Annotated in this window: 27 protein-coding genes and 1 tRNA gene; 13 read left to right on the top strand and 15 right to left on the bottom strand. The window is 63.2% G+C overall.

The features are described 5' to 3' along the window. Positions 1-56: 56 nt before the first annotated feature. The 10 genes from ACQ5ID_RS01865 to ACQ5ID_RS01820 form a co-directional block, all read right to left on the bottom strand. Positions 57-1,364, bottom strand: coding sequence for a S41 family peptidase (locus tag ACQ5ID_RS01865; protein WP_429910775.1), 1,308 nt, complete (start codon positions 1,362-1,364; stop codon positions 57-59). Between the two features lie 16 nt (positions 1,365-1,380). Next, positions 1,381-2,592 carry a murein hydrolase activator EnvC family protein gene (locus tag ACQ5ID_RS01860; RefSeq protein ID WP_429910774.1) on the bottom strand — a complete coding sequence of 404 codons (1,212 nt, stop codon included), beginning with the start codon at positions 2,590-2,592 and terminating at the stop codon, positions 1,381-1,383. Between the two features lie 11 nt (positions 2,593-2,603). Continuing rightward, complete coding sequence (locus ACQ5ID_RS01855; protein ID WP_429910773.1) at positions 2,604-3,071, bottom strand: 23S rRNA (pseudouridine(1915)-N(3))-methyltransferase RlmH; 468 nt, start codon at positions 3,069-3,071, stop codon at positions 2,604-2,606. A gap of 7 nt (positions 3,072-3,078) precedes the next feature. After that, the gene (gene rsfS, locus ACQ5ID_RS01850) at positions 3,079-3,432 is read right to left on the bottom strand and encodes a ribosome silencing factor (RefSeq protein ID WP_429910829.1); all 354 of its coding nucleotides are present in this window, start codon (positions 3,430-3,432) and stop codon (positions 3,079-3,081) included. Between the two features lie 90 nt (positions 3,433-3,522). After that, positions 3,523-4,539, bottom strand: a complete 1,017-nt coding sequence (egtD, locus tag ACQ5ID_RS01845) for an L-histidine N(alpha)-methyltransferase (RefSeq protein WP_429910772.1) — start codon at positions 4,537-4,539, stop codon at positions 3,523-3,525. Between the two features lie 33 nt (positions 4,540-4,572). Next, entirely contained in the window at positions 4,573-5,193 is a 621-nt protein-coding gene (locus tag ACQ5ID_RS01840; protein WP_429910771.1) for a nicotinate-nucleotide adenylyltransferase, read from the bottom strand. Continuing rightward, the gene (gene obgE, locus ACQ5ID_RS01835) at positions 5,190-6,248 is read right to left on the bottom strand and encodes a GTPase ObgE (protein ID WP_429910770.1); all 1,059 of its coding nucleotides are present in this window, start codon (positions 6,246-6,248) and stop codon (positions 5,190-5,192) included. Before obgE ends, ACQ5ID_RS01840 begins: the two co-directional genes overlap by 4 nt. Positions 6,249-6,287: 39 nt before the next feature. Then, positions 6,288-6,848 carry a GNAT family N-acetyltransferase gene (locus tag ACQ5ID_RS01830; RefSeq protein ID WP_429910769.1) on the bottom strand — a complete coding sequence of 187 codons (561 nt, stop codon included), beginning with the start codon at positions 6,846-6,848 and terminating at the stop codon, positions 6,288-6,290. A 155-nt stretch (positions 6,849-7,003) separates the two neighbouring features. Continuing rightward, positions 7,004-7,273: a 50S ribosomal protein L27 gene (gene rpmA, locus ACQ5ID_RS01825; protein ID WP_371393136.1), complete on the bottom strand. Its 270-nt coding sequence runs from the start codon at positions 7,271-7,273 to the stop codon at positions 7,004-7,006. A gap of 47 nt (positions 7,274-7,320) precedes the next feature. Next, entirely contained in the window at positions 7,321-7,992 is a 672-nt protein-coding gene (locus ACQ5ID_RS01820) for a 50S ribosomal protein L21 (RefSeq protein WP_429910768.1), read from the bottom strand. 304 nt (positions 7,993-8,296) lie between these two features. Here ACQ5ID_RS01820 and ACQ5ID_RS01815 point away from each other — a divergent pair. Beyond that, positions 8,297-8,386: transfer RNA gene (locus ACQ5ID_RS01815), tRNA-Ser, on the top strand. Positions 8,387-8,431: 45 nt separating this feature from the next. Here the strand turns inward: ACQ5ID_RS01815 and ACQ5ID_RS01810 are convergent. After that, positions 8,432-9,088 carry a helix-turn-helix domain-containing protein gene (locus ACQ5ID_RS01810; protein WP_429910767.1) on the bottom strand — a complete coding sequence of 219 codons (657 nt, stop codon included), beginning with the start codon at positions 9,086-9,088 and terminating at the stop codon, positions 8,432-8,434. A 308-nt stretch (positions 9,089-9,396) separates the two neighbouring features. Between ACQ5ID_RS01810 and ACQ5ID_RS01805 the strand changes: the two genes are divergently transcribed. Genes ACQ5ID_RS01805 through bla form a run of 6 tightly spaced genes read left to right on the top strand, consistent with a single transcriptional unit; the run spans position 9,397 to position 17,798 of the window. Further along, positions 9,397-11,613: a TonB-dependent receptor gene (locus ACQ5ID_RS01805; protein ID WP_429910766.1), complete on the top strand. Its 2,217-nt coding sequence runs from the start codon at positions 9,397-9,399 to the stop codon at positions 11,611-11,613. A 32-nt stretch (positions 11,614-11,645) separates the two neighbouring features. After that, complete coding sequence (locus ACQ5ID_RS01800) at positions 11,646-13,640, top strand: serine hydrolase domain-containing protein (RefSeq protein WP_429910765.1); 1,995 nt, start codon at positions 11,646-11,648, stop codon at positions 13,638-13,640. A 15-nt stretch (positions 13,641-13,655) separates the two neighbouring features. Further along, a complete protein-coding gene (locus ACQ5ID_RS01795; RefSeq protein WP_429910764.1) occupies positions 13,656-14,672 on the top strand; it encodes a dipeptide epimerase in 1,017 nt (338 codons plus the stop codon). Beyond that, positions 14,672-15,712 (top strand): DUF1611 domain-containing protein, encoded by a 1,041-nt coding sequence (locus ACQ5ID_RS01790; protein ID WP_429910763.1) that lies wholly within the window; start codon positions 14,672-14,674, stop codon positions 15,710-15,712. Before ACQ5ID_RS01795 ends, ACQ5ID_RS01790 begins: the two co-directional genes overlap by 1 nt. After that, positions 15,709-16,806, top strand: a complete 1,098-nt coding sequence (locus tag ACQ5ID_RS01785; protein ID WP_429910762.1) for a YkvI family membrane protein — start codon at positions 15,709-15,711, stop codon at positions 16,804-16,806. Before ACQ5ID_RS01790 ends, ACQ5ID_RS01785 begins: the two co-directional genes overlap by 4 nt. Continuing rightward, on the top strand, positions 16,803-17,798 hold the full coding sequence (bla, locus tag ACQ5ID_RS01780) for a class A beta-lactamase (RefSeq protein WP_429910761.1): 996 nt from the start codon (positions 16,803-16,805) through the stop codon (positions 17,796-17,798). Before ACQ5ID_RS01785 ends, bla begins: the two co-directional genes overlap by 4 nt. Before the next feature lie 92 nt (positions 17,799-17,890). Here bla and ACQ5ID_RS01775 read toward each other — a convergent pair whose 3' ends face one another. Then, positions 17,891-19,447, bottom strand: coding sequence for an amidohydrolase family protein (locus ACQ5ID_RS01775; protein ID WP_429910760.1), 1,557 nt, complete (start codon positions 19,445-19,447; stop codon positions 17,891-17,893). 122 nt (positions 19,448-19,569) lie between these two features. Here ACQ5ID_RS01775 and ACQ5ID_RS01770 point away from each other — a divergent pair, with 122 nt between their 5' ends. Genes ACQ5ID_RS01770 through ACQ5ID_RS01760 form a run of 3 tightly spaced genes read left to right on the top strand, consistent with a single transcriptional unit; the run spans position 19,570 to position 22,234 of the window. Next, positions 19,570-20,871: an ATP-grasp domain-containing protein gene (locus tag ACQ5ID_RS01770; RefSeq protein ID WP_429910759.1), complete on the top strand. Its 1,302-nt coding sequence runs from the start codon at positions 19,570-19,572 to the stop codon at positions 20,869-20,871. A gap of 6 nt (positions 20,872-20,877) precedes the next feature. Then, positions 20,878-21,567, top strand: coding sequence for a gamma-glutamyl-gamma-aminobutyrate hydrolase family protein (locus ACQ5ID_RS01765; protein ID WP_429910758.1), 690 nt, complete (start codon positions 20,878-20,880; stop codon positions 21,565-21,567). A 49-nt stretch (positions 21,568-21,616) separates the two neighbouring features. Next, positions 21,617-22,234, top strand: a complete 618-nt coding sequence (locus ACQ5ID_RS01760) for a hypothetical protein (protein ID WP_429910757.1) — start codon at positions 21,617-21,619, stop codon at positions 22,232-22,234. Positions 22,235-22,251: 17 nt separating this feature from the next. On the opposite strand, the gene ACQ5ID_RS01755 is transcribed toward ACQ5ID_RS01760, so the two are convergent. From ACQ5ID_RS01755 to ACQ5ID_RS01745, 3 genes are all read right to left on the bottom strand, one after another. Then, a complete protein-coding gene (locus tag ACQ5ID_RS01755; RefSeq protein ID WP_429910756.1) occupies positions 22,252-23,910 on the bottom strand; it encodes a sensor histidine kinase in 1,659 nt (552 codons plus the stop codon). 98 nt (positions 23,911-24,008) lie between these two features. After that, entirely contained in the window at positions 24,009-24,632 is a 624-nt protein-coding gene (locus tag ACQ5ID_RS01750) for a sigma-70 family RNA polymerase sigma factor (RefSeq protein ID WP_429910755.1), read from the bottom strand. Between the two features lie 3 nt (positions 24,633-24,635). Then, positions 24,636-24,848: a NepR family anti-sigma factor gene (locus tag ACQ5ID_RS01745; protein ID WP_429910754.1), complete on the bottom strand. Its 213-nt coding sequence runs from the start codon at positions 24,846-24,848 to the stop codon at positions 24,636-24,638. 200 nt (positions 24,849-25,048) lie between these two features. On the opposite strand from ACQ5ID_RS01745, the gene ACQ5ID_RS01740 reads away from it, so the two are divergent. The 3 genes from ACQ5ID_RS01740 (at position 25,049) to ACQ5ID_RS01730 (ending at position 26,934) form a co-directional block, all read left to right on the top strand. Next, on the top strand, positions 25,049-25,819 hold the full coding sequence (locus tag ACQ5ID_RS01740; protein WP_429910753.1) for a response regulator: 771 nt from the start codon (positions 25,049-25,051) through the stop codon (positions 25,817-25,819). Positions 25,820-25,837: 18 nt separating this feature from the next. Then, the gene (locus ACQ5ID_RS01735) at positions 25,838-26,011 is read left to right on the top strand and encodes a DUF1328 domain-containing protein (RefSeq protein ID WP_429910752.1); all 174 of its coding nucleotides are present in this window, start codon (positions 25,838-25,840) and stop codon (positions 26,009-26,011) included. Between the two features lie 143 nt (positions 26,012-26,154). Next, complete coding sequence (locus tag ACQ5ID_RS01730) at positions 26,155-26,934, top strand: PRC-barrel domain-containing protein (RefSeq protein WP_429910751.1); 780 nt, start codon at positions 26,155-26,157, stop codon at positions 26,932-26,934. The last annotated feature ends 1 nt before the right edge of the window (position 26,935 follow it).

The following is a 26,935-nucleotide window of genomic DNA, read 5'->3' as shown; positions in this document are numbered from 1 at the left end:
GCGCCGGGGTAAGGAAAGGTTAATGTCCGCGCAAGCCGGTAAGGCCGGTGCGGGTTTTACCGGCCCCCGCTCCCTGCGCGCGCCTCGCGCCGCTCCATCATGCTCGACAATTGCTCGATGGCGCGGTGAAGCTGGTAATCCTCATCTGCCGGCCAGTCTTCGGGCGGATACTCCATATCCTCGCGTTCGCGCCGTTCGGTCCCGCTCTCATGGGTCAGGGCATTGCGCAGATTGGCTTCGCTGAACCGGTTTGTCTCGCCTTCGCGCGGACGGCGGAAAGCCACGGCGATATCCGGCTCCAGGCCGGTCGCCTGAATGGAGGTGCCAGAGGGGGTGTAATAGCGCGCCGTGGTCAGGCGCAGCGCCCCGTCGCGTCCGCCCCGCAGCGGAATGACGGTCTGCATGGAGCCTTTGCCAAAGCTGTTGGTACCCATCAGCACGCCGCGTTCCCGGTCGCGTAACGCGCCCGCGACGATCTCGGAGGCGCTGGCAGAACCGGCATTGATAAGCACCACTATCGGCGCTCCGTCCAGAACATCGCCCGGGCGGGCATTGAAGCGATAGGTGTTGCGCGCGTCGCGGCCACGGGTGGACACAACCTCCCCGCCGCTCAGGAACAGATCGGACACCGACACGGACTGGTCCAGCAGACCGCCCGGATTGGAGCGCAGGTCCAGAACAAGGCCCGGCAGCGGGCCACCATAGGCTTCGCTCAGATCGTTGAGGGCCCGCATGGTGGCCTCGGTCGTATGTTCGTTGAATGTGGTGATACGCAAATAGGGGGTATTGTTGGCTTCCATGCGGTAGATCACCGAGCGCACTTCAATAATGGCGCGTACGATCGTTACGTCGAACGGCTCCACCCCGTCGCGCGCGATGGTAATCGTGACAGGTTCACCGGCCGGTCCGCGCATCCGCTCCACTGCGACGTCAATACCCACACCGATCATGGACTCGCCATCAACGGCGATGATGCGGTCCTCCGGCTCGATGCCGGCCCGGTCTGCAGGTGTTTCGGCAATGGGCGAAACCACGGTGACAAAGTCGTCACGCAGCGTCACCTCGATGCCCAGCCCGCCATATTCGCCGCGTGTTGACACTTGCATGTCCTGAAACGCATCGGCGTTGAGATAGGCCGAATGGGGATCGAGCGAGCCCAGCATGCCATTAATGGCCGCCTCGATCAGCTCGACCTGATCCGGGTGGCTGACATAGTCGGACTCGATCCGGCTCAATATGTCACCGAACAGCTCCAGCTGCCGGAAGGTCGCGTCCCGGCTCCGCTCTTCGCCCTGCGCCGAAACGGCCAAAGCCGCTGCGCCTATACCAAAGGCAATGGCTGAAGCGATAATGTGCAAGCGCATGAATTCGTCCTGTCTGTCAGCGGACCCGATACTCGGCTCTTAGCCAGTTTTCGGGGTTCTCGGCGGCTCCGGTACCCCGTCTTACCTCATAATATAGTCTCGGCGGCGGAATTTCACGCTCCGGCATGAGTCCGATCGGTTCTCCCGCCAGCACACTTTGCCCTTCCTCAGCATAAAGCAGGCCAATTCCGCCAAGAATAAGGGTGTAGCCGTCTGTCGTGTTTATCATCACCACCGCGTCAAAGCTCTGGAAGGGTCCGGCAAAAACCACCATTCCGTCAAACGGCGCTGACACCTGCCCGCCGCTGCGCGCTTCCAGCCACAGCCCGTCGCGCCGGATTCCGTCCGGTCCGGGCTCGCCCGCGCGGCTGGAGACGCGCCCTTCTGCGGGCGGGCGCAGGCGTCCGCGCATATCGCCAAACCCCGGTCCGGAAGCCGCCGCCTCGACCGGCAGGGCCGAGAGCAGTGTCTCGCCCTCCAGCATCGCGACATCTGCCATCATGGCGGCGCGGCGCTCACGTATGGGTGACAGCCGGGGCGAGATATCGGCCAGCTGTGTGATCTCCTCCCAGAGCTGACGCAGGGAGCGGGCTTCGGCGGCGATCCGGGCGGCCTGACTGGCCAGATCACCCGCTTCGCGCCGCAGGGCCGTTTCAGCCTGGCGCCGCTCCGCAATCAGGGCCTCCACCTGCGCCCGCACCGCCGCCAGCGCATCGCGGGCCGTCTCGACCGTCTCGCGCTGTCCGGACAGCTCTTCGCGCAAACGCGCCAGCGCCTCGATATCGCTGCGCAGCGCACTCGCGCGCCGCTCCAGTTCAGGCGCGATGGCGGCAAGCAGACCGGCTGCGCGCGCTGCCTCGCTGGCATCATCCGGGCTGACGGCCAGAGCAGGCGGCGCGTTCATCTCCAGCCTCTGCAGGGCGGCCAGCACGTCAGCCAGACTTTGCCTCTCACGCGCCAGCCGGGTGCGCAGCGCGTCCTCCTCCGCCTCCAGCTCGGCCAGCCGCGCCTCGGCGGCGTCTGCATCCGCCTCGCGGGCCTGTACCCGTGAGCCGGCTTCCACAAGGCGTGCCTGCAGATCGGCAATCTCGCGGCGCAGGGCATCGGCCTCTGCCTCGCGCGCTTCGCTGATGGCGCGCGTCTCGCGGGCGGTTTCCTCCATCGCCTCGATCTCCTGGGGATCAGGCGGTGTCTGCAACAGGGCGATGGCAAGGAGGAGCGCGCTCATTGTGCCGGCCTTCAGTCCCGGTGATAGGGCGCGCCGGACAATAGTGCGCTGGCCCGGTAAATCTGTTCTGCCAGCATGACGCGCACCAGCTTGTGCGGCCAGACCATGTGTCCGAAGGACAAAAGCCGCACACCGCCGGGCAGGAGGCTGTGGTCAAACCCGTCTGCGCCGCCGATGAGAAACTGCATCTCGCGTGCACCCTGATCACGCTCGCGTCCGATCATCTGTGAAAACTCACGCGAATCCATCTGCTTGCCCCGCTCGTCCAGTGCGATGGTGGGGCCGGACGTCAGGCCCTCCACAAGCGCGCGGGTTTCGGCAGCAGCGCCCTGCAGGGTGCGTGTATCGAACTCGCGTTCGCTGACCGGGCCAAGGCCGGTAGCGCGTCCATGATGATTGGCGCGCTCGATATAGCTGTCGACAAGCGTGCGCTCCGGTCCCGGCCGGATGCGGGAAATCGCGCGGATCTCGATGCGCAAGTCCGGCTCAGGCCGCCGTTTCCGGCGCCCCGCCCCACATCTTTTCCAGATCGTAGAAGCTGCGCACTTCAGGCCGGAAAAGGTGGACGATCACATCCCCGGCATCAATCAGCACCCAGTCGGCGGCCTGCAGGCCCTCGACCTTCACATTGCCGTGCCCGCTCTCTTTGAGCGCACGCATCAAATGGTCGGCCAGCGCGCCGACATGACGGTTTGACCGCCCGCTCGCGATGACCACGAAGTCGGTGACGGGCGATTTGCCGGTCAGATCTATGGATACGATGTCCTCTGCCTTGTCATCGTCGAGTGTTTTGACGACGAGGGCCTCGAGAGCTTCACTTTGCTCCCGGCCGCCTTTCAGGCTTACCGGGGCGGGCGCAGTATCATTGCGTTGGCGTTCGACGGGCAGTGCCGGAGCTCCTGTTGTTTGGGCGGGACCAGTAAAATCAGTCTAGCACGCTTCGCCCGCCGGTTCGAGCCAGTGGATGGAAAAGGGTTCACGTGCCGAAACCCACGCCTTGCGCGAGCGCAGGCCCGCCTTGGCAGCCAGGTCCTGGAAGGTTTCCAGCGTGAATTTGTGGGAGTTTTCCATGTGAATGGTTTCGTCCTTGCGGATCACGAAGCGCTCCCCGCCGACCGTGAAATGCATGTCACGCCTGGCTACCAGATACATCTCCACGCGCGAGCGGTACGGGTTCCAGAATGCCTTGTACTGCAGGGCGTCAGCATCGATATCGCCGTCCAGCTCGCGATTGATGCGGGCGATGAGATTGAGGTTGAAAGCCGCCGTTACCCCGGCCTCGTCATCATAGGCCGCCTCCAGCGCTTCGGAGGCTTTGCGCATGTCCGCGCCGATCAGCAGCGCATCTCCCTCACGCAGCCAGCCGCGCAGGGTCTTCAAGAGGGCGAGCGCATCAATCAGCTCGAAATTGCCGATCGTCGAGCCGGGAAAGAATACCAGCCGCCGGCCCGCATGGGCCTTGGCCGATAGCGGCAGGGCCGCCACATCAAGGCTCTGGGTGAAATCATGGCACAGCGCGCCAATCTCCAGCGACGGATAATCAGCAGCCAGCGCCTCGCACGCGCTTCGCACATGGTCGCCGGATATATCCATGCCGACATAGGCGCTGGGGCTATCGAGCGCGTCGAGCAATGTCCGGATTTTCACGCTGGATCCGGCACCCGGCTCCAGCACCAGCGCGCCTTCGCCCGCCAGTTCACGCAGTTCCGGACCGATAGTGCGCATCAGCTCCAGCTCGGTGCCGGTGACATAGTATTCGGGCTGCTCGGTAATGGCATCGAACAGGCGCGAGCCTTCCTCATCATAATAGTATTTGGGCGGAAGCGCCTTTTGCGGCTTTGACAGGCCGGCCAGAATATCGGCGCGGAAATCGGCTGCCGGTGGATGCATGTCTTCAAAGAAGGACAGGCCGCCTGTCTGGCTGGGCGTCTTGCGGGGCTCGGTCATGGAAGGTCTGGGGGTCGCTTCGGACGAGGGCTGCTACCGCCCCCGGCGCAGGAGCGAGGACGCCTCAGCATGTAATGGCGCGGTGATATATGTCCACCCCGGCGCGCCCCGTTTCACAAGCGCGCGCGCAGCCACGGGCTGAAAACGTGCGCCCGCCAGATGGCGCGCCGCCCGCCCCAGACGCCATTTGAGCGGGGTGCCGCCCCGCGCGATCACGCAGATTGGCACGCGCGCGGCAATCTCGCGCCAATTGCTCCAGCGGTGAAAACTGCCAAGCCCGTCCGCGCCCATGATCCAGACAAAGCGGACCTGCGGATACCGCTCTGTCAGATGACGGATGATATCGATCGTGTAGCGGGTGCCCAGCCGGTCCTCGATCGTGCTGATGACATGGCCGGGCTCCGGGATCAGCGCCGAAACGGCGTCTACCCGCGCTTGCAGTCTGGCTGGCGCATCGGCTTTGAGCGGGTTATGGGGCGCTACCAGCCACCATACCGCATCAAGACCCAGGCGCTTTCTGGCCGTCAGGGCGACATGGCGATGACCGGCATGGGGCGGATCGAAACTGCCCCCGTACAGCCCCACCGTCATGCCCGGCGCAAGCATCTCCGCCTTGCCGGCGGCAAAGCGGGGTGTGGCGGGCCGCTGGTTCATGGTGTCCAGCTATCGTCCTCGCCGCCGCGCGCCAGGCGCTCGGCCTCTGCCTTGTCGGCGGCGCGCTGGCCTTCAATGGCTGCCTCGATCCGGTAAAGCAGCGGGCGCATGTTTTCGCCCGTGACCGCCGATACCACAGCAATCTCGCCCTCGCTGCGGCTCTCCAGCTCGGATTTGAGCTCCTCAAGCCGTTCGGGGCTGACCGTCTCCATCTTGGAGAGAACCAGTATCTCCGATTTCTCCGTCAGGCCGCCGCCATAGGCTGCCAGTTCTCCGCGTACCACATCATAGGCCGCTACCGGGTCTTCCCCGCCCGCATCGACCAGATGGACCAGTGTTGCGCAGCGCTCGATATGGCCAAGGAAGCGGTCGCCAATCCCGGCACCCTCATGTGCGCCCTCGATCAGGCCGGGGATGTCAGCCAGCACAAAACGCTTGCCCTCGCCGGTGTCCACGACGCCCAGATTGGGATGCAGCGTGGTGAAGGGATAGGCCGCGATCTTCGGATTGGCCCGGCTGCAGGCCGACAGGAAGGTGGATTTGCCCGCATTGGGCAGACCGATCAGCCCTGCGTCCGCAATGAGTTTCAGGCGCAGCCACAGCCAGCGCTCCTCGCCCTCCTCGCCGGGCTGTGCGTGGCGCGGGGCTTGCTGGCGTGAGGTCTTGAAATGGGCATTGCCCTTGCCGCCGCGTCCGCCGCGCGCCAGCAACACCTTCATGCCCTCCTCGGTCATGTCGGCCAGCACTTCCTCATTATTCTCGTCGAGAATCTGGGTGCCGACTGGCACTTTCAGGATGATGTCCTCGCCATCAGCGCCGGTGCGGTTCGCGCCCGCGCCATTAATGCCGCGCTGGGCCTTGAAATGCTGCTTGTAGCGGTAGTCGATGAGCGTATTGAGCCCGTCCACGGCCTCGGCCCAGACATCGCCGCCCTTGCCGCCATCCCCGCCATCCGGCCCGCCGAACTCGACATATTTCTCCCGGCGGAACGACACACATCCCGGTCCGCCATAGCCTGACGCGATAAAGACTTTGACCTGATCAAGAAACTTCATGGGGTATGTGCAATCTGCAATGAGGGGGCAAGGGCCCGGTTATAGCGTGGGAACGGCGGCGCGCACCATGCGCGGGCAGGGGGCCGATGCCATGCGGCCCGATGAGAACGCAATCGGCACCTCGCCGGTATAGACAAAGCCGCATTTCTCCAGCACCCGGCCCGATGCCGGATTGTCGGCATAGTGGCCTGCGACAATGGGGGCAATGCCTGCCCGGTCGGCCGCGTTCAGCAATAGCTGCGCTGCCTCACTGGCATAGCCCTGGCTCCAATAGGGTTCGCCCAGCCAGTAACCAAACTCCCAAGCGCCATCTTTGCGGGGATGCAGCCCGATCATGCCCATGCCGGCGCGATCGGCCTTGCGGATGATCGCGCGCACCCGGTCGCCCCGATTGGCCTCTGCCGCCTGGCAGGTGAGCACGTAAAGTTCGGCCCCCAGAGGCGGGTTGGGATAGGGGATGCGCCCGGTCATGTCGGTAACCTTGCGATTGGTCGTGCCTTGCGCGATCCAGCCCGCATCCTCGAGCGTCAGTGGACGCAGGCTCAGCCGTTCGCTCTCCAGCGGCCGTGTCCAGTCGGGTATTGCGTTATCGGCGTGCATGGCCGTCTCCGCACGCTGGCCGGGAAAGGGTCCGGCGCAACGAAAAAGAGGAGCGGGATGATCCCGCTCCCCTTTCAGAGCTTTGCAGCTTTCGCCGCCCGGGATCACCTTTTCTTTAAAGAAGGGCGATCCGGCATGAAGCTTTCGGAAAAACCCTATTCGGCAGCGTCGCTAAGCGGGGCGACCGATACATACATGCGGTCGTCCTTCTTGCGGCGGAATTCCACCTTGCCTTCGGTAAGGGCGAAAAGGGTGTGATCCTTGCCCATGCCGACATTGGCGCCGGGGTAATACTTCGTGCCGCGCTGGCGAATGATGATATTGCCCGGAATCACGGCCTGACCGCCGGCCTTCTTGACGCCAAGGCGCCGGCCTTCACTGTCGCGTCCGTTGCGGGATGAACCGCCTGCCTTCTTGTGAGCCATGGTTCGCTCTCCTCAGATATTGTCTGCTATCGAAACGGCGCGGGGGCTTAGCCCTTCGCCAGTTCCTTGGCTTGTTTCACCCACTCGCCGCTTTCCGCTTTCGCCTTCACGCCGGCGATTTCAGCGTCCAGCGCGTCCAGATCAGCAGCCTTCCAGGCGGCGACCTGCGCAAAGCTGGTCACGCCCGCCGCGTTCAGCTTCTTGGCATAGGCGGGGCCCACGCCATTGAGCTGGGTCAGATCGTCATTGCTGGCGGCCTTGGCTTTCGGTGCGGCTTTCGCGGCCGGCTTTTCAGCTTTCGCGGCAGCTTTGGGCGCAGCAGCCTTCGGAGCGGCCTTGGCAGGCGCGTCCTCAGATTTGGCCGCCGGCTTGGCTTTCGCCTTGGCAGCCGTTTTCGGCTTGGCGCCCGGCAGCACGATCTCGGAGATCGCCACGAACGCTTCCCACTGGCGGTGGCCCTTGGTGCGGCGGTAGTTCTGGCGGCGGCGCTTTTTGAAGACGATGACTTTCTCGCCCTTGCGCACTTCCACCAGCTCGCCAATCACCTGCGCGCCGTCGATCAGCGGGCTGCCCACGGTCACGCCGCTTTCGCCGCCCAGCATCAGGACTTCGCCGAACACGATCTGGTCGCCAGCTTCGCCGTCAATTTTTTCCACGACGAGGCGGTCGCCTTCGGCAACCTTGTACTGCTTCCCGCCGGTCTTGATTACCGCATACATCTCTCAATCACCTTTTCTACGGCCAGATCTCCCCAAGTCATTGGGAAGCCTTACCCTTTTTCTTCGCCAGCTTCTTTGCAAGATGGCGTTGTCACAACAAAGCGCCCGCACTCATGGCCTGAGGCGGGCATCAGAGGCGCGCACTTACACGCAATAGGCGCCTTGAGTCAATCGTGGCGGGGCGCGCACTGGCCTTTGCAGGCAGTGCGAATGACCGCGCCGCAGGACATTGTCACCGCCGGTTTCATCTGCACATTACCCGCTTGCGGGGGGAGAGGCTTGCCGCTAGTTTCCGCCGCTTCGCGGAGAGGTGCCGGAGTGGTCGAACGGGGCGGTCTCGAAAACCGTTGTGCCTTTACGGGTACCGAGGGTTCGAATCCCTCCCTCTCCGCCAGTTCCTTCAAAACAAGTCCATGCTGCCCGTCGCGCGATAGCCCCGCTAGCTCACTGACTCGCGCTTCTCGCCGATATGGACGAGGCTTTCCACGTCGATGCGTTCATCACCGCCGCACACGCCGATAATCAGGGCTTCATCGCAGCCTTCGCCCACCAGGTAGGCGTGGCCCATCGAGCTGTCGAGATAGTAGGATTCCCACTTCTCTAGCACGACCGGGTCGTAAAACTCGGTATGCACCTCGACACGGCCTTCCAGCACGAAGATGAACTCTTCCCCGCCATGGCGGATCAGATCGCCGAACTCCTCCACGGAGCGCGCGCGCACCTTGGTGAAGATGGGAATCATGCTCTTCTTGCGCAGCTCGGTACACAGATAGAAATAGTCGTAATTGTCCGTCTCGACGCGCATGCCGGTGTCCAGCGTGCCCTTGGCGCGCCGCCCGGTAACCGCGCCTGCGGGCGTGCCACTGTCCGGGCTGGGGGCGCTGAACAGGTCCGATAGCGGGATATCCAGCCTCTGGCTGAGCTGCAAGAGCTTGTCATAGGTGAGGGTTAGCCGGTCGTGCTCGATCTTGGACAGGGTCGAGAGCGGAATGCCGGAGCGCTGGCTCATCTCCTTCAGGGTCCAGCCATTGCGCTGCCGTATGGCGCGCACGACCTGGCCCAGTGTCGTGCTGGCTTCGGTAGCGGTGTTATTCATCGCATATTCCTGACTATACCCTGATCGAAAATAGCCAAAACCGGCCCGTTCGGAAAACCACTTTCCATCCGGGACTTGGCACAGGCTAGCCGCGTTGCATGGCCGCCGCCAAGCCCACAACGCTTCCAGGCGTCACGAGCGCCGCAGAAAGCGATGTTGTCCTGATCAGAAAATTTTGTTGACAATTCTCCTATTGGGATCGACCCTGTTCCGGATAGACCTGATCTGGTGTGCGCCTCCATCCGCGATGGGGCGGGGCCTGTCAGGCCGCAACCATGAACGCAAAGTTCAGGAGGGGAGAGTAAATCATGATCAGGCATTCGCTTCGCGCGGGGCTTCTGGGCACGGCCGCCATGGCCATGTGCGCACCGGCACTCGCATTTGAGGACGCATCCCAGGATGACAGCCAGCCGGTTGCCACCTCGCAGGTGCGTGACGTCATCATCGTCACCGCGCAAAAGCGCGAGGAAGCTATCACCGACATTCCCGCTTCAATCAGCGTGGTTTCCGGTGAGCGCCTGCAGGGCATGGGTGTGGGTTCGCTGGCAGATTACGCAGCCTACGTACCCGGCGTGAATGTCGGCAGTGGCGGCAGTCCCGGCCAGACCTCGATTACGCTGCGCGGGATTGCGCCGGTCGGTCCGGGTGCTACCGTCAGCACCCATATCGACGATACCCCGCTGGGTGGCAGCTCGAATTATTCGCGCGCCTCGGCGTTCGCGCTTGACCTGTTCCCGAATGATATCGAGCGGGTTGAGATCCTGCGCGGCCCGCAAGGCACGCTCTACGGTGCCAGTGCCATGGGCGGCCTGCTGCGCTATGTCACGCGTACGCCCGACCCGTCCGGCTTTTCCGTGCAGATGGCTGGCGAGATGTTCTCGGTGGCCGATGCCAGCTCGCTGGGTTACGGCGCGCGCGGGCGGGTGAACGTCCCTCTGGCCGATAATGCCGCGTTCAGCGCCAGCCTGTTTACGCGCGAAACGCCGGGCTATGTAGACAACACGCTGACCGGGCGTAGTGACCAGAACGAGCTGACGCAGACCGGTGGCCGGCTGGCGCTCTTCCTGGAGCCTGCCAGCAACTTCACCATCAATCTGTCCGCGATGTTCCAGAACATCGATTCAGCAGACAACGCGCAAGTCTATCTCGATCCGGCGACGCTGCAGACCTTTGACGGGCCGCGTACCACGCGCAATCAGCTGGCCGAGCCGTTTGAAAAGCGGGAGCGCTATTATGCCGCCCGGCTCAACTGGGATATCGGCTTTGCCGACCTGACCTCGATCACCAGCTTCTCCAACATCGTGAATAACCAGACGCAGGACGCCAGTACGATCTACGGCGTTCTGTTCCCGTTGTTCACGGGCGGTGCGGTCCCGCCGGGCCTGTCGGAATTCAATATCCTGCTCGATCTTGAAAAGATTACTCAGGAATTCCGGCTGACATCGGCCGGGGACGGGCCCTGGCAGTGGATGGCTGGCGTTTTCTACACGCAGGAAGACAGCGTCAACCAGCAGATTGCAACGGCTCTGGATATGTCTGGCAGCTCGATTCCTGGTCTTGATCCGCTGGCTATTGTGGGACTACCCAGCAGTTATGAAGAAATCGCCATTTTCGGCAATATGAGCTTTGACCTCACCGACCGGCTTACGCTTGGGCTGGGCGGGCGCCTTGCGCGTAACGAGCAGGACTTTGCCCAGATTTCCGATGGCCCACTGGTTGGCGGGTATCAGGAGGTGCCTGGCGACTCCTCAGAGACCGTGTTCACCTACATGGCCAGCGCGACCTTTGATGTAACCGACCAGACCATGCTCTATGGCCGTGTGGCCAGTGGCTACCGCCCTGGCGGTCCCAATGTGTCGCTGCCCGGCGTGCCCCCGCAGGTCGATGCCGACCGGCTGGTAAACTATGAGGTCGGGATCAAGTCGGACTTCTGGGATGGCCGCGCGCTCATTGAGGCGACAGCCTTCTGGATCGAGTGGGAAGACATACAGCTGGCAACCGCTGCAGGCGGGATCAGCTGGCTGACCAATGGTGATACGGCCCGCTCGCGCGGTGTCGAGTTCCAGGGCGTTATCGCTCCGGTTGACGGGTTGCGTCTCGGCCTGAACGCGGCCTTCGTGGATTCTGTACTTACCGCTGATGCGCCCGGCCTGTCGGCAGTCAGTGGTGACCGGCTGCCCGGTGTGCCGCGGTATAACTACTCGCTTACGGCGGACTATAGCTGGGGGCTGCAGAACGGCTGGGATGCGAGCTTGGGCGGCGGGATCCGCTGGATTGGTGACCGCAATGTCTCCTATCCCGGCGCTGCCAATTTCATGAAGCTCGACAGCTATCACTCGGTTGATCTCAATGCCGAGATATCCAACGGAAGCTTGGCGCTGCGCGGCTATGTGCGCAACCTGACCGATGAGGATGTCTATCTCAGCGGAACCCGCATGACGGACGCATTCGGTGCTCCGACTTTTGTGATGAGCTCGTTGCTTCAGCCACGTACAGTGGGCGTGGTGCTTAGTCTCAGCCGCTAGCGGGGTTACACCCGGACAGGGAAGGAAAAGTGATGGTGAAGCATTGGATGCAGGGCGCATTGGGCGCCCTGCTGGCGGGGTTCGCCCTTTCGACAGCCTCCGCGCAGGTGCCTGATCTTGATCCACGTGATCAAGAGCAGGTCGAACTGCCGGCGCTTCCTGAACAGGTAGCGGCCCCGGCCGCGCCATCGGGCGTCATCGACCGGGCTGATCTGGAAAGCTGGCTGGATGGCTTCATGCCCTACGCGCTGGCGCAAGGCGACATTGCCGGTGCCGTCGTAACGGTGGTAGCGGACGGGGAAATCCTGCTCAGCAGAGGCTACGGCTATGCCGATGTAGAAACCCGCGCCCCGGTTGATCCTGACGCCACCCTTTTCCGTCCCGGTTCGGTATCCAAGCTCATCACCTGGACCGCTGTCATGCAGCTGGTCGACGATGGGCTTGTTGATCTTGATGCTGACATCAACACCTATCTCGATTTCGAGGTGAACGCAGTCGACGGTCCGGTCACCATGCGTCACATCCTCCACCACACGCCCGGCTGGGGCGAGGCGGTGCGCGGCCTGATCATGGACAATGAGGACAGGCTTGTGCCGCTCGGCCAGTATCTGCGCGAGAATGTGCCTCCGGCCATGTATCCGGCCGGCGAGGTACCTGCTTATTCCAACTACGGCACGGCGCTGGCTGGCTATGTGGTCGAGCGTGTGTCCGGCATGGCCTTCGATGACTATCTCGATCAGCGCATCTTCGCGCCTCTGGGCATGGAGCGGTCGACTCTGCGCCAGCCTTTGCCGGATCATCTCGAAGGCCTGATGTCCAGCGGATACCTGCGTGCATCTGATGGCGATGCGCGCCCGTTCGAGATTGTCAGCGCCGCGCCTGCCGGTTCGATGTCCTCAACCGGCAATGATATGGGCCGGCTGATGATCGCCTACCTCAATAATGGCGAAGGGCTGCTATCGCCCGAGACGGCTGAGCTGATGTATACCAGTGAGGATCGCAAGCTGCCCTCGCTCAACTCGATGGTGCTGGGCTTCTATCAGCAGAACCGCAATGGCCACCGCATTATCGGTCATGGCGGTGATACCACCCTCTTCCATTCCAATCTGCATCTCTATCTCGATCACGGCGTCGGCCTGTACATCTCGATGAACAGCACCGGGCGCGGCGGGGCAACGGGCCGCATTCGGCAGGCGCTCTTCGAGCAGTTCACTGACCGCTATTTCCCGGTGGAGCTGGAAGAGCTGCCGACGCTGGAGACGGCCGAGGAGCATGGCCGCATGCTGGTTGGCCAGTATCTTGTCTCGCGTCGTCCTACAGGCAATTTCCTGGCGTCCAGCTGGCTGCTAAGTCCGGCGAGCGTGACCATGAATGCTGATCACGAGCTGTCGCTTTCCATCCTGAACGATACCGCCGGTGCGCCCATGCGCTTCCGCGAGGTCGAGCCCTTTGTCTGGCAACAGGTGGGCGGCGTGGAACGCCTATCGGCCCGTATCGGCGAGGATGGCAATGTGGAGATGTTCAGTGCGGCCTTCTTCTCACCTTTCATGGTGTTCATGCCTGTTGAGTGGTGGCGCAACGGCACCCTGCTCACGCCTTTAGTGGGCATCGCTGCTGCCGCGCTCTTGCTGACTTTCATCTTCTGGCCGGTGCGGGCGATTGTGCGCTGGCGGTTTGGCAGGCGCTTCGCCCTGTCAGGCCGGGAAGCCATGGCGCACCGTCTGGTGCCGCTCGGCGCGCTGGCGACGCTGGTTCATGTCGGCGGCTGGGTCTGGCTCATCATGCACATGATGTCTGACTTCACCCGGCTTGATGGCCGCCTGGATGGCGTGATGACGCTGCTGCAGCTTCTGTCCGTGTTGCCGCTGGCGGCCCTCGCCATCATGGCCTGGAACGCCTTCGTAGTGTGGACCGGCGCTGCGAGCTGGTTTGCGAAACTCTGGAGCCTTGTGCTGGTCGTATCCATGCTGGTGATGCTCTGGTTCCTCACCGTTGGTGGCTTCTTCAACTTCGGAACGAGCTTCTAGGCGGAGAGGAGAACCATGCCTGTCACAACGCCCCTTTCCCTGACTGTGCGTATCGAGCCGGTCCGCCTGAAAACACCGTTCCGGATTACCGGACACGTGATGGACAAGGTTGATCTGGTGGTGTGCACCCTGTCTCGCCGCGGCCTTGACGGCCGGGGCGAGGCCACCGGGGTCTATTATCACGCCGAGACGGGAGCCAGCATGCTGGCTCAGATCGAGGCGGTGCGCGCGCAGATCGAAGCGGGTATCACGCGCGAGGCGCTGCAGGACCTCCTGCCGCCGGGCGGTGCCCGCAACGCTGTGGACTGCGCTTTGTGGGACCTTGAAGCGCGCGAGACGGGAAAGCCGGCCTGGCAGCTGGCCGGTCTGGGCAAAACCTCGCCTCTGCTCACCACCTTCACTCTGGGCGCTGACAGCCCTGAGGCGATGGGTGCCAAGGCGGCCACGCTGACTTATGCGAAGGCTCTCAAGCTCAAGCTGATCGGCGATGGGCTGGATGCCGAGCGTGTGCGGGCCGTGCGCGCCGCTGCGCCTGAAGTCTGGATCGGGGTAGACGCCAATCAGGCGTTTGACCGGGCCGGAACCGAGGCGCTTCTGCCCTGCCTGATCGAGGAGAAGGTGAGCCTTCTTGAGCAGCCTTGTGCCATTGGTGCGGACGAAACGCTGGCAGGGCTCAACGCACCCATCCCGCTGGCCGCCGATGAAAGCGCGCAGACCAGCGCGGACATTGCCCGGCTCGCGCCCATTTACGACATCATCAATATCAAGCTGGACAAGTCCGGCGGTCTCACCGAAGGGCTGAAAATGGCGCATCTGGCGCGCGAGCATGGCCTTGGCGTCATGGTCGGCAATATGGTTGGCACCTCGCTGTCATGCGGACCGGCGGCAATAGTCGGCCAGCTCTGCGATGTGGTCGATCTGGATGGGCCCTGGCATCTGTCCGCCGACCGCGATCCGCCTGCGCGTTATGAAAACGGCCATCTTGTATGCCCGCCTGAAGGGTGGGGTCTGCCGGAAAGGAAAGCGGCCTGATGAGTGTTCTCTCCCTCCCCCGGCCTTACCTGCTCTTTCTTGGCGATGTCACTGACCTGTCCTATGCCAAGACGGCGGCGGGCCTGCGCGACTGGGTGCCGGATCAGTGTGTGGCCGAATGGTCCTTGCCGGGAAACCCCTTACGGCTTGGTCTTCCGGTCATGGCACCGGCAGAGGCGGCTCGCGCAGGCGCCCGCTCGCTGGTTATCGGCGCGGCGACAATGGGCGGGGCTATCCGCCCGGCCTGGGTGCCAGCGCTGGTCGAAGCCATGGAAGCCGGTCTCGACATCATTTCGGGCATGCACGCTCCGCTGGCCGGGGTTCCGGAGCTCAAAGAGGCCGCGGCGCGTCTGGGCCGCCAGCTGATCGATGTCCGGCGCCCGCCCGCCGGCTTGCCGCTCGGTACGGGCCGCAAGCGCACGGGCAAGCGCCTGCTGACCGTGGGTACCGACTGCGCGCTGGGCAAGAAATACACCGCGCTGGCACTCACCCAGGCGTTCACGCGCGCCGGAGCCAAGGCAACCTTCCGCGCCACCGGCCAGACCGGCATTCTGATCGCGGGCGGCGGCGTGCCGATGGACGCGGTGGTCAGCGATTTTCTGGCGGGCGCTGCCGAGGCCCTGTCTCCCGATGCGCCAGCCGATCACTGGGATATTGTCGAAGGGCAAGGTTCGCTCTTTCATCCCTCCTATGCGGGCGTGTCGCTGGGCCTCCTGCATGGCAGCCAGCCCGACGTGCTGGTGATCTGCCACGAGTTTGGCCGTAAACGGATTATCGGTCTCGACGCGCACTATCCCATTCCCTCCATCGAGGAGGTGATCGAGCTCAACCTGATGCATGCGCGCCGGGTGAACCCGGATGTGCGGGTGGGCGGGATCAGCCTGAACACCTCCAAGCTGTCAGAAGACGAGGCACGCCGCGCCATCGAGGCGGAGACACGCCGGTCTGGCCTGCCATGCGCAGATCCGATCCGCGGAGGCGCAGCGTTCGACGCGCTGGTAGAAGCCTGCCTTGAGCCGGAAGCAGCCCTCGCCCAATGAGCGCGCCGCCCAGCCTCTTTCAGCGCCTGATCCTGCCGGGCCTTGCCTTCAAGGCGGTGGTGATTGGCGGGGGCTATGCCACGGGGCGCGAGCTGGTCGAGTATTTCATGCCATCTGGCCCGGTGGGCGGATTGCTGGGGCTGGTGCTGGTCACGGCATTGTGGAGCGGTATCTGCGCGCTGACCTTCGTCTTCGCGTACGCTACGCGCAGCGCCAATTATCTCGCCTTCTTCAAGGCGCTGCTCGGCCCGTTCTGGCCGCTCTTCGAGATCGCCTATCTGCTCTTCCTGTTCCTCATCCTTGCCGTGTTCGGCGCGGCAGCAGGCGAGATCGGGGCGGCGCTTTTCGACCTGCCTAACCTGGTGGGATCGGCCGCTCTGGCGCTCTCCATCCTCATCTTCGCCGCTCTTGGTCAGGAAAGCGTGGAGCGGCTTTTCAAATACGCCTCGCTCTTCCTCTATCTGGTCTATCTCGTCTTCGTGGTGATGTGTTTCACCCAATTTGGCGGGGATATCCTCGCCGGTCTTGATGCCGGTATTCCGGCCACGGGCTGGGTGTCCGGCGGTATCACCTATGCGGGCTATAATGTGATCGGCGCAGTGGTGATCCTGCCCATGCTGCGCCATCTGACCAGCCGCAAGGACGCAATTATTGCAGGCGCGCTTGCCGGGCCTTTGGCCGCGCTTCCCGCGCTTCTCTTCTTCGCCTGCATGATCGCCTTCTACCCGGAGATTTCCGGCGCGGCCCTGCCGTCAAACTATATCCTGGAGCGTCTGGGTTCGCCCGCTTTCCAGATGGCCTTCCAGTTCATGGTGTTCGTCGCGCTGGTGGAAACCAGCGTCAGCGCGGTCCATGCCGTCAATGAGCGGATATCGGCCGTGCGGCCCCGCGCCATCGGCATACGCACCCGTCTTGCGGTCACCTCCGTCATACTGCTCGCGGCCATGGTGGTGGCAGACCGGTTCGGCCTGATCGCTCTTATCGCCAATGGCTACCGCATGCTGGCCTTCGCGATTATCGCGGTCTTCGTCCTGCCGCTCCTGACGCTCGGCGTCTGGAAGCTGATGCGTATGCGCAAGGAGGCCGGCGCATGAGACATGTCCTGATAGCAGCCGTGCTGGGCACCGCCCTCTGCACGGGGCCGCAGACCGGCGTCAGCCATGCCGCCTTGCTGGAAGAGAGCGAAACCGCCGCGATAGAGGCGCGCATCGCCGCGCTGGCACAGATCGCGGGCGGGCGTGTAGGCGTGATGGCCTTTGCCCTTGAGGGCGGTCCTGCGGTGGGCCTTAACGCCGATGAAGCCTTCCCCATGGCCAGCACGTTCAAGATCGCGGTAGCTGCAGCGGTGCTGGCGCGGGTGGACGCAGGCGAGCTGTCGCTGGACACGATGGTGGATATCCCGCAGGAGCGCTATGTGCTCTCCGATGTGATCGCCAACCGGTTGATCCATCCCGGTGTGGCGCTGTCGGTCGCCAATCTGATCGAGCTCAACATCACCGAGAGTGACAATACCGCCGCCGACATGCTGACCGAGCTGGCTGGCGGGCCGCAGGCGGTCACTCAATGGCTGCGCGCGCAAGGGATTGAGGACCAGCGCGTGGACCGGGATACGGCAGGGCTGATCCGTGATTTCTTCGCCCTGCCCGATGGCCCGCTCATCCACACTGTGCCGGCAGCTCTGGAGACGGACCCGCAGATATTCCAGCGCGGCCAGCAACCCAATCCCGATTTTGATGCCGACCCGCGCGACACTTCCAGCCCGCGCGCCATGGCCCGCCTGATCGCGCGTATCGCACAAGGCGAGGCGCTCAGCGAAGCCAGTACCGGGTTTCTGCTCGCCTCCATGGGGCGCACGCGCACCGGGGCCGGGCGGCTGAGGGGTCTGCTTCCCGGCGGTACGCAAATTGCCCACAAGACCGGCACGATCGGGGGCACGGTCAACGATGCCGGGCTTATCACCCTGCCGGATGGGCGGCGTATCGTGGTGGTGGTGTTCGTGAAGGAAAGCGCCGCGCCGATTGCCGAGCGCGAGCGCGCGATAGCGGAAATCACCCGCACCCTGCATGACTGGTTCCTCGTCCGGTAGGACAGGAAAACCGCTGCTTTCCGGATTTCAAAGAGTCAATCAGCGGGCCGGGAACGGCTGGCAGGGCCTTACCGCCTTGCCAGCCATAATCCCTACTCCGCCCCGCTGGCTACTGTTCCCCGGACCGGGCGGCCGGGCAGGACGGAGGTGTCCAACTCGCCGCCATCGACCAGCACCGTGCCATTCACGATCACATAGTCAAAGCCGACTGATGCCTGGGCGGGCCGCTCGAACGTGGCGCGGTCGGCCACCGTTTCAGGGTCGATGACCACGATATCGGCGTCCATACCGGCTTGCAGACGGCCCTTGCGGCGCATTTGCGGCACGGCATCAGAAAGGATGCGGGCAGGGTAAAAGCTGGTCTTGGCAATGGCTTCCGGCCAGTCGATCACGCCGCGCTCGCGCGCATAGATGCGAAGGAAGCGGCCATAGGTGCCGGCGCTGCGCGGGTGGGAATGGGCATCCTCCGGGATCGGCCAGACATCGCCGGTCAGGCGCTCGCTGCCGACGGACCACGGTCCGCCATCAGAGGCGATCGCCCCGCCGGGGAAGAGGATGGAGCGGTCGAGATAAGCCTGATGCTCCGGGCGCTCATCGGGATTGAGGAAGTGAACGACAATGCCGGTACCCGGCGCGTTTTCCTGCAGATCGTGGAAGCGCTCCTCATCGAGCGGTTCACCTCGCACGGTAAAGTCGGAATATTCGATCCCGCCCATGCGCTCGCGCCAGTCCGGCCCGCGGAACATCGCCGCGCCAATACCGGTTGCGCCCGCACCATAGGGGTAGGCTTCCACCGTGATGTTTATCCCGCGTGCCTGCGCCCCCTCGATCATCTCCGCGATGCGGTCAATGTCGGACAGGCTGATAGAGTTGAGATGGCTGATATGCATGTGGGCGCCGGTGGCGGCGGCCACGGCCACCATCTCCTGAAAGCCCTCGAACGAGCTTTGCGGCTCGATAGCGCTCAAAAACCGCGCATGGGTGAAGGTGGGTACATCGCGCGCGGCGGCCAGCGCGTTGACGGCGTGATACTCGCCCCGGCTGACGCCGGGCGCATAGCCCAAAAGAATACCGATGCCCAGCCCGCCTTCTTCCAGCCCGGTATTGATATGGCGCAGGATTGCCGACAGGCGCTCATCATCGGCGAGCTCCGTCTGCCAGCGGGGATCACCGATATATCGGAAGAACCAGTAGGTGTCGGCATCGGGCTCGACATCCATGACGGCGGCGATGCGCGCATGGGCCCAGCTTGAGGCGGCACCGTAATTGATCGGACGGCCTTCCTCGGCGGCGCGGTCGTAGAAATCGGCTACGGGGAGCACGCCCGATTCCAGTTCCAGCGTGGTCGTTACGCCGTCCATTGCCTGCATGCGTCCCGACGGCGTGTTCTGGCCATGGCCGTGCAGATCGATAAAGCCCGGCGCCACGATGCGGCCTGTGGCGTCGATCGTGCGCGCGCCTTCCAGCGGAGTTTCGGAAATGATGGCAATTTCGTCGCCGCGGATGCCGACATGGCGGATCGCATCAAGACCGGTTTCCGGGTCGATGACGCGCCCATTATTGAGAACAACGTCATAATCCTGCGCAAGCGCGGCCGGGCTGAAGGCCAGAACACCTGCTAGCGCAAGTTTTGCGATGATACCCGTCATGACCGGACTCCCCGTTTTCTTTTTCTGATGCATTTCTCTTATCAGAGAAAATTGGCTCTGTCAGGTTTGTTTGCGCATGCGAGCTGGCTGGAACCCGATCCTGCCGGGCGCGTTTTCGGCGTATGAAACAACCGGTCGTGATTATCACCTATGCGCGCAGCCTGATGGCGCTGACGATCGCTGAGTCCTGCCGTGATCTGGCAGGGCGCATCGTGGCCGCTGACAGCGTGGACATGACCCCGCTCGGCTTCTCCAAGCATTGCGACGAAGCGATCGTTACCGCTGATTGCCGCAGCGACCCGGAAGGGTTCGTGAACGGCATGGTCGAGGCGTGCGCCCGCTATGCCGGAGAGGCCGTGATTATCATGCCGGTGTTTGAGGAAATGGAATTGCTGGCGCGCGAGCGTCATCGCTTCCCGGCGCATGTCACCATTGCCGCGCCGGACGCCGCTGCGATTGCCAAGGTTACGCCCAAGCACCATCTGGCCGAGACGATATCGGGTACGGATATCCCCGCGCCTGCGACCGAGATCATCGGGGATGGAAAGTCCGGACTTAAGGAGCCGGAAGGTTTCACCTATCCCTTCCTCGTCAAACCGTCTGAAGGCGCGGGCGGACGCGGCATCAGCAAGATTGAGTCCGGTGATGAGCTGGATGCCTATGCGGCCGGTCTTCGTGAGAAGGATGTCATTCTCGCGCAATCGCTGGCACCGGGAGAGGACTATTGCGTCTCGGCCCTGTGCCGTCAGGGCGAGCTCGTCATCTGCTCGGCCTACACCAATCTGGAGCAATTCCCCAAGGAGCACGGCGCGGGCGTGGTGCGCGAAACGGTTGATACAGCGCCCTTCGTGGAGGCGGTCCGCCGGATTGCGCGCGAAACCGGCTGGGACGGGATTTTCGAGGCCGACTTCATGTGGACCGGCAATAAGGACGACACGCCCCTCCTCATCGAGATCAATGCCCGTTTCTGGGCGGGCGTGCGTCATTCCAAGCTGTCGGGCGTGGACTATCCCCGCCTGTTGCTGGAGCAGACCCTGTTTGGCCGTATCCAGTCTGATCCCGGCGTGCCGGAAATCGGTCATCGCTCGAAAGTGCCGATGATCTGGATGCCCTCTGCGGTGTCTGAGGCGTTCTCGGAGACCGAATACGCCGAGAAGCTGTCCGAAGCGTGGGAGCATCTGCAGGCATCAGACGGTAATCTCTTTGAACGTGTCGGCCGCTTTCTTGGCACGCTGGGCAGCGCGAAGTCGGCTGGTGAAGCGATAGACGATATCGTGTTCCGCCTGACCGACAGGTCAGACCTTGATATCGATCTGATGGCCGAAGATGACCCTCGCTCGGCCCTGGGGGTCCTGTTCATCGCATCCCATCTGGCGCGCTTTGGCAAACTGCCGCCGGAAATCTCCTACAAGCCCATGGATTAGCGCATTTTGAGACCTGTCATCGGATATATCGGTGCGCCGCGCGGCGACCGGCTGGTCGGAGCTTTGACCTCGCTCATCATCCGCATTTCGGGTGGCAGGCCAGTCCGCCTGCGCAAGCCGCCCGGCCCGGAGCCCCGCAGGGTTGATGGCCTCATCCTTCTGGGCGGGCTCGACATCCACCCCAGCCGGTATAATGCGGAAATGGAGGTTGAAAGCCGGTTTGACCTTGAGCGTGACGAGCTGGAGTTGGCCTGGCTGGACATCGCCTTTGCGCGCGCAATCCCCGTTATGGGCATTTGCCGGGGCCTTCAGATGCTCAACGTCAAGGCGGGCGGAGATCTGCACCAGCGGCTCGATCCTGAAGTGACCAAGAACTGGCCGAACGGCCCGCTCGGCTACGCCTTGTTCCGCAAGCCGGTCGAGGTGCTGCCCGGCTCATTCCTCGCCAGCGTGTTCGGCGCAGGCACGCTGCGCGTAAACAGCCTGCACCGCCGTGCCGTGCGCGCCGTAGCGCCTGGCTTTGAGGCAACGGCGTGCGGAGCAGACGGCGGTGTGCAGGCGATTGAGGCACGGGGCGGAGCCTTGCGCCTCGGTGTGCAGTTTCACCCTGAACTGCTGCCCCATCGGCGCGATATGCGCCGCCTGTTCGACCGCTTCATCGATGCCTGCCGCACGCGCATCCGGGCAGATATTTGAAACCTGACAGTGCCGTGCGCGTTAATCTTCTCAATGGAGGTATGACGCGATGCACATGGCTATCGGATCGATGATCGCCGCTGCCCTGACCGGTCTTGCCGCCAGCACAGCTGTAACTCTGGCAGGTTCGCAATCTGGCCAGTCCCGCTTTGTGCCGGCTGCGGCGGCCCCGGCTGACGCGTTGCAGGACTTCCAGGTGCGGCTCGCCGACGGCGAGGCTTATATCGACCAGGTGCATTATGACGAGGCAGGTTCGCCTGTCGCGTTCACGATGCGGGTGGGAGCAGGTTCGCGCTTTGCCGCCCGCTTCCGGCCAGCTCTTCCGGTGCGTATTGACGCCGAAGACGTCCTCTTCGACGCCCGTCGCGGCGTGGTGGTTGTACCCTTTGGCGAGCACGATCTTCTCGCGCAGCAGGCTGCCGCGAGCATAGCGCTTGCTGACGCGGACAGTGTGGTACCGGCGGGTACGGCGGTCATCACCGATCGCGGCCACCGCTTTGGCGAAATTGTTGAAGATGCCGCCGACACCCCGGAAGCCGGTCAGGTGCTGATGATCCGGCTCTACGGTGCCGGAGGCGGGTTGCAGCGCGTGCCTGCCGCATGCGCCGGACTTGTCCCGGAAACGGGCCTTGTTGTTGTACGTGCCTGCAATCTCGATACCGTCTGAGCGCAAGCCCGGAGCGGTCAGTTGTCCCAGCTCTTGCTGACCGGGAAGGCGACAGCCGCTTCATACCCGCCAAGCGCGCTGACCCGTGTCGTGAACTGGCCGCCCAGCTGCTGGGCAAAGGCATTCATCAGCGATGAGCCAGTGCCTGTTCCCGCTTGCGGGGATGCGCCATTGCCATTGTCGCCAATGGCAATTTCGCACTGATCGTCATCACCGCAGATCAGGCGCACGACGATCCTGCCGGAATCCCTGCCCGCAAAGGCATGTTTGAAGGCGTTTGTAACCGCTTCGGTCACAAACAGGGCCATGGGCGCAGCCTGGTCGGGGCTAAGCGCCAGCTCCTCACACTCGATCTCCACGCTGATATTGCTGTCATGGCCGCCCAGCACCTCAGCGAGGTTATGGATCAGATCCTTCAGGAAGGGAGCAATTTCGATAAAGCGCAGATCATCAGTCTCGTAGAGGCTGCGATGAACAAGGGCGAGCGCGTTGATCCGCCGCCTGGCATCCATCAGCGCTTCGGCGGCCGCCGGGTCGCTTATCCGGCCCGACTGCAGATTGAGAAGGCTCACAATGACCTGAAGATTGTTCTTCACGCGGTGATGGATCTCGCGAAGCAGGCCGGAGCGCTGATCGACCGCTTCGGCCAGTTCGGTGCGCTGTTCATCCAGCGAGGCGGCCATCTGCTCCATGACGGCGGCGAGCCTTGCCACTTCGCGCGGCGCCTTGCGCGCGCGCTGGGGAACAAGGTCGAGCCGTCCGGCAGCATAAAGCTGCGCAATGCGCTGCAAATAGGTCAGCCAGCGCAGAATGAAGTAATCCACCGCCACCCAGACGCACACCAGCACCAGCAATGTCATCAGGGCAGGGATGGCAAATGTGCTGATGACGCTGACACCGCTCCAGCTTTCGAACACGCGCGCGGGCGCAGCGATTGCAACGCCGAGCCGTTCCGGGAGCAGCGATGCGACGATCACCTCATAGTCTGAGCGCACGCCTGTGCCTTGCGCGCGGATAGCCTCGCCGGGCCGGGCCTGTTCGAGAAGCGTGCCGACAGCAACGTTCTCAAACACATCATCATTGATGGTACTGCCTTCCAGCTTCAGCGCGCCCTGCCGGCTGATAAGGGCAATCTGGGCGTCGGTGCCCAGCCGCTCGCGCCGCACCAGCCGGGCAGCAGCGTCCATGTCTGTCGCCACGGCGACCACACCAGCGAACGTGTCGGGATCGGTGCCGTCAGCATCCGGGCGTGCACGCAGGCGGCGCACTGTCAGGACGACCTGGCGCTGGGATATGCTGCCGAAAACGACGTCACTATGGGTCCGGTCGGCACCCTCACGCAGGGCCTGGAACCAGTCACGCGAGCTGAAATTGCGCTCCGAGCCGGAGGGGGGCACCGCCGAACAGATAAGCTCGCCATCGGCGTCCAGAACCGCGATATTGGAGACGGTGATGTCGGCCTGCGTCATGTGCTGCAGCGTCCTGACACACGCAACCGGATCATCCATCAGGGCGAAAGACCAGGACGCAATCGCCCCTGCCTTGCCGTCGGCGCGTGAGAATGCCGCCGTGATCGCTTCCGATGCCGCCAGTGCAGCGGTGTGAAGCCGGTCGATCTCACGCTGGCGCTGCTGCTCATACTCCATGATGCCCTGCACGCTCGACAGGAGAAGCATGGGCGTAAGCGCCAGGGTGAGAACGGCAAGCAGCTGGACACGCAGCCCTCTGCGCGATCCGTTCTCCAGAGCTTCCGATAACCCCCCGAGCAAGTGCGTCAGGCCCCCGAAGTGAGGGATTTCACCTCTGCCATGATGAGTTCTGCCGATTGGGAAGGCTTGATCTCGTCGCCCGCCGAACGCTGCCTGGGGCCGGACTCCAGAATGGCGGCGAGCGCTGCCCGCGCCCGGCTTACCCGGCTTTTCACCGTGCCGATGGCGCAGCCACATATGCTAGCGGCCTCTTCATAGGAAAAGCCGCCTGCACCGACGAGAATGATCGCCTCGCGCTGATCGTCAGGCAGTTCCAGCAGCGCACGGCGTGTCTCGTCCAGTTCCATCACGCCATTCATCGACGAGGGCCCCGTCAGCGTCCGGTCTGCCTGTTCCTGATCCCAGGCCACCTGGCGCCAGCTCCGCCTGCAATTGGAGTAAAACTGGTTGCGCACGATCGTGAATATCCATGCACGGAAGTTTGACCCCGCGCGGAAGCGTTTGCGCGCATTCCACGCTTTCATCAGCGCATCCTGGGTCAGATCGTCTGCAGCGCTGTCGTCGCCCGTCAGCGACCGCGCGAAGGCGCGCATATAGGGGATTGCCTCGGCCATTTCCCGCTTGAATTCGGCGACGGGCAGGGGCTCTGCAGGCGCGTCCGCAGCTGTATCGCATTGCGGGCCAACCATGTGTCAGCCCTCATTTCCGCGGGAGCCGCTACCCGGCGTGGCGCCGGGCTGCTCCTCCAGCTCGTCGAGAGCAGCCAGCATCTGCTCAAAATCGTCCGGCACGCCCTGGCGGACGACATCGTCGTATACCGCCTGCAGGCGCGCACCTATGACACGCTGACGGCTCTTGACCGCCTGCGCATCCGGTTTGTCGTCAGACTTGTTCATTGCACTCATACTTGCTCTTTGCGGCTGCGCTACGCGGCGGAAAGCCGACCCCTCATCGCATGTGGACCATCATAGCGTATTATTCCTCTTGAGGCAGACAACGCGCCGGTGAGGAACCGGTTCCGCCGCTTTGCTGCATTTGATCGGTGTTGGCGGAACCGGTTCTGCAGAACGCGCGTTATCATAAGAGTTTCGTCCGGAGGAGACTGATGAGTTTTTCAAACGCTATTCGCCCGCATCTTCCCTATTTGCGGCGTTATGCCCGTATTCTGACCGGGTCGCAGGCGAGCGGGGACGCCTATGTGCGCGCCTGTCTGGAAGCCGTTCTGGCCAACCCGCAGGGCTTTGACCGCGATCAAAGCCCCAAGATTGCACTCTATCAGCTTTTTCATGCGACCTGGGACAGCTCAGGCGGCGCAGATCCGGCATCGAGCCTCGACCGGCGCCTGTCGGAGATTACCCCGCTGCACCGTCAGGTGATGCTGCTGACCTCGGTAGAGGGCTTCAGCCTTGAGGACGCGGCCACCATCATGCGTATCAGCACGGAGCAGGCCGAAAACGCCCTTCTCAGCGCGCAGAAAGAGCTGGAGCAGGGCCTGGCGACATCTGTGCTCATCATTGAGGACGAGCCGATCATCGCGCTTGATCTGGCAACCGTGGTCGAGCGCCTTGGCCACCGGGTCTGCGACACCGCCCGCACACGCGGCGAGGCGGTACAGAAGGCAGCCCAGCACCGCCCGGGCCTTGTTCTCGCCGATATTCAGCTGGCAGACAATTCCTCGGGCATCGACGCCGTACGTGACATCCTTTCCGGACAGGATGTCCCGGTGATCTTCATCACCGCCTATCCTGAGCGCTTGCTGACGGGGGAACGTCCGGAGCCGACCTATCTCATCACCAAACCCTTCATGCCGGAAACGGTGGCCGCGACCATCAGTCAGGCCCTGTTCTTTGCCGCCGAGCCGGCTGAAGCATCCTGATCTGGAAGGAACACGACCATGTTTGGCTGGGCACTGCTTTTCCTGATCATCGCCATCATATGCGCGGTTCTGGGCTTCATGACGCTCGCCGGCGCGGCCGCGACAATTGCGCAGGTGCTGTTTGTCATCGCGCTGGGTCTGGCGGTTCTGTCTGCCATCATTCAGGCATTCCGGGGACGCCCGCCAGTGTAACTTGGTTGAAATTTCACGCACCATTCAAGGCAGGCCATAACATAGATTGTGGCCTGCTTTTTTTGATTAAATCCGGAACAGATTCGTAGAGGGCGCAGTTGTCTACCTAGGAGCTTTTGACTCCCGATGCAATGGAGGTAGACATGAAAATGTTTCTGAAAACATGCACGATTATTGCCGGTGGCGCGCTGCTTTCGCCCGTGGCACTGGCTGGCGAGCCGCCGGCCGGAAGCCCGGACCGCACGCAGGAAGCCCGCGAGTGGGCCGATGACCGCGCCGAGGATGCCGGCGACTGGGCGTCTGAAACCGGCGATGCTCTGGGCAGCGCCATCATGCCCGACCGCACCCGTCTGACGGCCCGCACCCTGACATCGACCGACCTTGAATATGATGGTGGCTCTGCCCCCATCCGTGATCTGCGCATGAGCACGCAAGGCGAGGTCGAGGCGATCATTGTCGCCCATGGCGGCTTTCTGGGCGTGTTCGGTGACGAGGTTCAGGTCGATGCGGTTTCCGCCACGATCACCCACGATGCCGATGACGGTGAAATCACCGTTGTGGCAAACGTGACGGAAGCGGACATGGAGGCAGTTGCCGATGGTGATCGCTCCACCATGTCGCTGGAACTGGTCGAGGAGCGGTCTGACACCGCGCTCTATTATTCTGACCTGTCCGGCGCCGAGGTTCACGGTGCCAATGGCGAAGCGATTGCCGTAATCCGTGATGTTGAACTGAGCGCCGATGGCCAGGCCGAGTATGCGGTCGTCCGCGATAGCGGCTTCTTCAACATGCTGGGTGAAACGGGCCGGATCGCCTTTTCCAGCCTGTCGCTCGAGCACAATGGTGATGGCTGGGAAGTTCATGCCCGGTCGGTCACCGAAACCGATATCGAGCGCCTTACGTCAGATGATGACGCCTTCTAGA

The sequence above is a fragment of the Glycocaulis sp. genome (genome assembly GCF_050485565.1).
Taxonomy (GTDB): Bacteria; Pseudomonadota; Alphaproteobacteria; order Caulobacterales; family Maricaulaceae; genus Glycocaulis.
Note: the sequence above shows the minus strand (reverse complement) of the source record. Positions and strands in the feature narration are given on the sequence as shown.